The sequence below is a fragment of the Devosia geojensis genome (assembly GCF_000969415.1).
Classification (GTDB): domain Bacteria; phylum Pseudomonadota; class Alphaproteobacteria; order Rhizobiales; family Devosiaceae; genus Devosia; species Devosia geojensis.
Genome location: NZ_JZEX01000154.1, coordinates 1 through 6,236, shown reverse-complemented (window position 1 = coordinate 6,236; position 6,236 = coordinate 1). Strand labels below are relative to the sequence as shown.

5 protein-coding genes and 2 pseudogenes are annotated in these 6,236 nt (G+C 62.2%); 3 read left to right on the top strand and 4 right to left on the bottom strand.

What is annotated here, in order from left to right; translation table 11 throughout:
• From VE25_RS18110 to VE25_RS18100, 3 genes are all read right to left on the bottom strand, one after another.
• Positions 1-821 (bottom strand): MFS transporter (locus VE25_RS18110; protein WP_046110072.1); only part of this gene is annotated, 821 nt, incomplete at its 3' end.
• A gap of 102 nt (positions 822-923) precedes the next feature.
• Positions 924-1,973 carry an MraY family glycosyltransferase gene (locus VE25_RS18105; RefSeq protein ID WP_046110071.1) on the bottom strand — a complete coding sequence of 350 codons (1,050 nt, stop codon included), beginning with the start codon at positions 1,971-1,973 and terminating at the stop codon, positions 924-926.
• Positions 1,974-2,070: 97 nt separating this feature from the next.
• Positions 2,071-2,577: a cupin domain-containing protein gene (locus tag VE25_RS18100; protein ID WP_046110070.1), complete on the bottom strand. Its 507-nt coding sequence runs from the start codon at positions 2,575-2,577 to the stop codon at positions 2,071-2,073.
• Between the two features lie 147 nt (positions 2,578-2,724).
• Between VE25_RS18100 and VE25_RS18095 the strand changes: the two are divergent.
• Together VE25_RS18095 and VE25_RS18090 are read left to right on the top strand one after the other, a co-directional pair.
• Positions 2,725-2,934, top strand: a pseudogene (locus VE25_RS18095) (winged helix-turn-helix transcriptional regulator); the annotation flags it as partial.
• A gap of 387 nt (positions 2,935-3,321) precedes the next feature.
• A complete protein-coding gene (locus VE25_RS18090; RefSeq protein WP_046110068.1) occupies positions 3,322-3,972 on the top strand; it encodes an alpha/beta hydrolase in 651 nt (216 codons plus the stop codon).
• 383 nt (positions 3,973-4,355) lie between these two features.
• Here VE25_RS18090 and VE25_RS18085 read toward each other — a convergent pair.
• Positions 4,356-5,309: pseudogene (locus tag VE25_RS18085) on the bottom strand (aldo/keto reductase); the annotation flags it as partial.
• 84 nt (positions 5,310-5,393) lie between these two features.
• On the opposite strand from VE25_RS18085, the gene VE25_RS18080 reads away from it, so the two are divergent.
• Complete coding sequence (locus tag VE25_RS18080) at positions 5,394-5,954, top strand: TetR/AcrR family transcriptional regulator (protein WP_046110067.1); 561 nt, start codon at positions 5,394-5,396, stop codon at positions 5,952-5,954.
• The last annotated feature ends 282 nt before the right edge of the window (positions 5,955-6,236 follow it).

Sequence of the window (6,236 nt, the reverse complement as noted above, 5' to 3'; positions counted from 1 at the left end):
ACCCCGGCCAGCCCCGCCACGCCCAGCGTCAGCCCGACGGCGCCCCCATCGAGACCCAGGCGCGTCGCATGGAAGATGTAAACCGTCCCGGCGATAGCGTTGCCGATGAACCAGGCATGCAGGCAAAGAGCATAGGGGGCGAGGAACGGATGCCTGTAGACCCAGGCCATCCCCTCCCTCAGATCGGCGCCGACCGACGATGGAGTGCGGCGCTCCGTTGGCTGCCCGTGGGGCACCCCCGCCAGCAGCACCGCAGAGGCGGCGTAGGTAGCAGCATTGATCAGCATCGTGACCGGCGCGCCAACGACGCCTGCCAGCACCCCTGCCAGCAAAGGCCCCAATGTCTGCGCCGCGGTATAGGTCTGGGTCAACGCCACGTTGCCCGAAGCAAGAAGGCTTGGAGGCAGCAGGTCGGCGGTGAACGATTGATGCGCCCCACCCTGCAACACCGCGGCGGTGCCCAGCAGGAAGACCAGCACGGCCACCCCAAGCGGGGAGAGCACCCCCAACAAGCCCATTCCGGCAATCGCCAGCAGCAGCACGCAACTCGCGATATCGGTCGCGATCAGCAGTTTTCTCCGCTGCACGCGATCGACGACCACTCCCGCCACAAGCCCGAACAGCAGCGAGGGCAGCCACTGCGCGGACCGCACCCAGCCGATCTCCAACTGGTCGGCCTTGAGCACGTGGATCAGCAAGAGCTGCAGCGATAGCCCAAAAATGAACGTCCCGAAATTCGAGAGCCCATCAGCCACCCACAACCGCACGAACCCGGGATAGCGCAGCAACTGACCGAATGAAGCCCGCTCAACTCTGGTCACCGCGTCACCATCTTGGAGGGGTCGCCACAATGCAGTTCTGGTAGCGATGATTGCCGGGTTCATCAAGGCGGCGAATGCGGCTTGCCGCCTGGACTGAACCGGCTACCTCACCTTGAGCAGGACCGCATACAGAAGCGCCGAGAGGATGAGGTGCGCGATGACGAAGCGCATCAGCACCTGCGTGCCCGTCCAGCCGACTTCCTTGCGGAAGTGATCGTGGAGGGGAAAGCGGACGCGGCCGAAGACCAGGACGTTGAAGAAGCGCTTCAGGGCGACCTTGGCTATGCCGGTTCCGCCGTTGGCGAGGATGACGAAGCCCACCACCACGATCAGCAGCACGTTGTGGCTGGCGCAAACGAGAACTCCGATCAGCAGCCCGACGGGGCGCGAACCGGCATCACCCATCATGACCGTGCTCGGCGGAGCATTGTGCCACAGATATCCGGCCAGGCACCCGACCATGATGAAGGCGATGCTCGCCCATGCCCCTGTCCTCGGATCGAACGGGATCAGCAGGTACTCGGCCGTGGCCCTGTCTCCCACCACGCCATAAAGGACAAAGGCCAGGAAAACGAGCGAGACGACGCTGAGGCTGCCGGAGAGGCCATCGACGCCATCACTGCAATTCGTGGCGTTGATCGATATCCAGATCACGCACGTGAAGATGAGGAAGACGACAAAGGATGGAAGGCCGAAGGAGCCGCTGATCAGGGGCAGCCAGAGGTCGACCGTGTCCGCCCCGTTTACCAGCAGCCATGCCGACAGACCCGCGGCGAGAAAATCGAAGAGTGCCAGCTGATACTGCGACAGCCCGCCGGTCCCGTCATCGATCAGGCCGACGCCGGCGGTAAGAAGCAGGACGACCACGAACAGCAACAGATCGAGGCGCCACGGAACGAAGAGAAAAACCGCAGCGGCAAAAACGACGGCAAAGAAGATGCCGGCGCCGATGGGCTTGCCAACGCTCTTGTCCGCGTCGACCGCGAATGCGCGCCCCCGATCGCGAGGCAGATAGCGCGCAATCCTCGGGATACCCAGGACCGTCACGAAAAAGGCGCTGCACGCTCCCAGGGCGATCAGCAACATGTCGGACCGCAGCAGGCGCATCGCGCCGATGGTCGGTGACAGGAGATCAGACAGCCAGGGGAACAAAGTTCTTCCTCTCCTGAGCGATTCAGGTGTCGGAAGACTGCACGAGGTCGCGTTCCGCCGCAATGACGGGACTGGCCGCTCTGGGCAAATGCCGGCCTCAGGAGTTATCCGCGTCGTCGATGTTCTCTCCCTCCCAATAGCCGAGCGGCGTCAGCTTGCCGCCTTCCTTGAAGGTGCCATCATAACGATGAAACCCCGAGAGACCGACATCAACGCGGACGCGGCCGCTGTCTGGATATTCGATCACTTCGGCATTGGTATTGTTTGACAGCGCCAGATAGCGCAGGGGCTCGCTGCCGGTATTGATGAGCTGATGGGCCGCACCGGCCGCCGGAGCACCGAGGCAATCGCCTTGCCGCACGGGAATTCGTTCATCGCCGAAGCGGTATTCGCCCGTTCCTGAAAGAATGAAGAACATCTCATCGGAGGTGTGGTGGCGATGGAAAGGCATGGAGGTCTTCCCGGGCGGAACGACGAGATAATTGGCGCCCAGGGCCTTGAGACCGAGAGCCGTCCCAATTTCTGCGTACTCGTTGGCGAAGCGGGTGCCGACGATGTCCGGTTTGAGCGGCAGCTCATCAAGGTTGACGACGGCTTCAGCCATGAGCACGACTCCTTTTCAATCGACCGTGGCAGCCTGCGGGAGCATCAGGCAACTGCCGGGCGTCCGCAATGGAGTTGAAAGCGGACATGATTGAATTGGAGGACGTGTCGTCGCGGGCCTGGAAACCACGATGGACCACGTCCTCCGATGTTGACACCACTGCGCGGCCTCGAGAGAGACGGGCTGGTCACGCGCACGGCGTTCGCCACCATCCCGCCCCGTGTCGACTATGAGCTGACCGAGCAGGGCCGGTCGCTCCACGAACCGCTGCTCACGCTCGCCAGCTGGGCACGCTCGCAGCAGGGATACATCGAGGCATCGCGCAACACCTTCGATGCACGCTCATCGGCACCATGAGGATTGGCCGGTTTCAGGGTCTGGTTTCAGGGATGCGAACGTCTCGAAATAGGGTCGAAAGCGGCTGACCTACTGCACTGGCCGCGATCCGCACACGACCTCCGCCAGCGTCTTGGTTGGGGGGAAGCGGCCGTAGCGTTGGGTGTGTCTGCTCAGCGCCACACGCTGGCGTTCGGGCGCAAGATCGACCAGTGGTCAAAACCTGGCTTAGACTGACGGGAGAACACGGCAGGTCTAATTCCCGTGCACGCCCTCATCCTCAAGAGCCATCGTTGCGTAACGCGCTACAACCGACACGATAGGAAAATCAAAGTGGCACCTATTGGCAAAGCGGCGGCAAGTAGTGGCCGCACTGAACGCGTTCGGGAACCTGCTCGCCCAGATCGAGTGGCAGGGGACCTTGTCACTGAGACGTTCGATTACGACGGGGGCCGGCAGGTCACGGTCTACCTTCCGCCTGGCCGTCCGCAGGCCGTGGTGTTCGGCGGCGATGGACAACTCATCTCGCGATGGGGCGGATATCTCGAGGCCGCCGACGCGCCACCGACCATGATCGTCGGCGTCTACCGGTCCGACTCCGAGGACGAAATGGTCCGTCTTCGCGAATATTCAGCCGCTTTTGACGCAGAGCGGTTCGCAGCCCACGAGCGCTTCTTCGTCCACGATGTGCGCCATTGGGTCCGATCGAGGTTCGGCGTCATGCTATTGGCCGATCGCACGGCAGTATGTGGTGTGTCGGCAAGTGCCGAGTTTTCTCTTGCCATGGGGCTGCGGCACCCAGACCTTTACAGCACTGTGTTCGCCGCTTCTCCCGGTGGTGGCTATCGACCGCCTCCGGTGATGCCGAGCGTCCTGCCGCGAACCTACCTCACCGCCGGCACTCTCGAGCCATTCTTCCTCGATAACGCGACCCGCTGGGCCGAGGCTCTGCGGACGGCCGGCGCGGACGTCGTCATGAGCGAGCAGGTCGGTGACCACGGCGACCCGTTCTGGCAAGCCGAGTTTCTAAAGATGGTGGACTGGGCCTTTGGGTCCTGAAAAGCGACCCCACGCTGCGGCGCTGTTAGCCGCTCTTCGGTAAGAGTGACCGATGCATAGTCCATTAGTGCCCGCTCTGGGGCCAAAAGCCGCCATCAAGTGAGTGGCGCGGGAATGACCGGCATGGGGTCGAAAGCGGCTTGACCTACTCCACTGGCCGCGATCCGCACACGACCCCCGCCAGCGTCTCGGCTGGGGTGGGGAGGGGACGGTCAGCTTCAGGCGGTGAAATGCAAAAAGCAGGCCAGCCCTCGAGGAGCGAGCTAGGTTCATGTCGCCTTGCTCAGTTCACGGACCGGGAGATGGCTGATGCTGTGTCCTGTGGCTGCTTCAGCGGCGCGACGCAGCATGGCCGGGTCCGACACGCCCTGATGGTCGAGCCGCGGCGTATAGGGTGCCTCCAGCCTTGCCGCCTCGTCGTCGGTGAGGCTGATCGATAGGGAGGCCACGGCGTCGTCAATATGTTCTGCTTTCAGCGCCCCCACGATCGGAGCTGCCACCACGGGATTGCGGCGCAACCAGGCAAGCGCAATCATGGACCGGCCAACGCCCCGTTCTTGCGCAATGGCCCCCACCGCGTCGACAATCAGCTTGTCGCTGTCGGCCGTGGCCACACCCAGATTGTAGACGGCTTCGGTTTCCGCCCTTGCAGTGATCTCTCCCCACGGCCGGGCTAGCCGACCGCGGTTGAGGGGGCTGTAAATAATGGTCTGCACCCCTTCGTCGATGCAAAGCGCATGCATCTCGCGCTCTTCCTCGCGGTCGAGCAGATTGTAGGTATCCTGCATCGACACGAAGCGGGCCCAGCCGTTGGATTTCTGTAAATGCAGCGCTTTGCCGAATTCCCAGGCCATCATCGATGAAGCACCGAGATACCGGACCTTACCGGCCTTGACGACATCGTTCAGGGCCTCGAGCGTTTCTTCCCAGGGGGTGGTCCGATCACGACGGTGGATTTGGTAGAGGTCGATATAGTCCGTGCCCAGGCGCTTGAGGCTCATATCGACTTCGGTCATGATCGCCTTGCGCGATAGCCCAATACTATTCGGTCCATCGCGCATTGGTGCGCTGAGTTTGGTGGCGATCACAACGTTTTCGCGGTGCGCAAAATCCTTCAGTGCCCGCCCGAGGATCTCCTCGCTGGAACCATTTGAATACAAGTTGGCGGTGTCGAAGAAATTGATGCCTGCCTCAAGCGCGTGGCGAACGAGGCGTCGACTTTTGTCCTCGTCAAGCGACCAAGACGGGTAGCCGCGCGACGGCTCCCCGAACCCCATACAGCCAATACAGATAGGCGAAATTTCGAGGCCCGTCCGGCCGAGCTTGGCATATTGCATGTCCATCTCCACATTCGCTATATTCGGACAAGTGTCCGCTTGCCATTACGTAACGGACAATTGTCCGTTTAGTCAAGAGGCGATATGGCTGTAGAAGACGATGGATTGCGAGCCGACGCCCGCGCCAACCGTGATCGCATACTTGAGGTGGCGCGGAAGGCTCTGACCGCCGATCCCGAAACCCCGCTCAGCGCCATCGGCAAGGCAGCCGGCGTTGGGCAAGGCACACTCTATCGCCACTTCCCGACGCGGGAAGCACTGGCCTTGGCCATCTATCGCAAGGAGATCAGCGCCGTTGCCGCTCTCGCCTCCACGCTTTTGCAGGAGCATCCCCCGCTTGAGGCGTTTCGTCTCTGGTGTGCCCAACTGGCGGAGTCCAGTGCGATGAAGCGCGGCGTGGCGAAACTTCTGCAAGGTGCCACTTCTGAGCATGACGAACGCGAGGCCTATCAGCAGATGGTGTTGGCGGTGCACTCACTCATTGCTGCATGTCAGGCCTCGGGTGCGATTGATCGCGGTGCAAATGCCGACGACGTTTTGATGCTTCTCGGCGTGCTTTGGCAGATCCCATCCCATCCCGGGAGGGATGCTCAGGCGGCGAGGATAATATCACTCATCTTCAGGGGGCTGGGAGCCAAAGACTAGCGAGGCGGGGTTGCTGGACGGTGGAGCTCGTTCCGGTGTTGGAGCCCTTGTCGGGAGTGACGGGTTCGTCGGTCTGCATGTACCGCGAGCGCATAGTTGCGATGCGAGCCCATAATGTCTGCTTTTATACTATCGTTTTTGGCGACTAACGACAGAAACGGGGTCGAAAGCGGCTGACCTACTCCACTGGCCGCGATCCGCACGCGACCCCCGCCAGCGTCTGGGTGTAGCGGGTGCGCATGGCGTCGTGGGCGGGGGTCGCGTGCGGATCGCGGCCAGTGG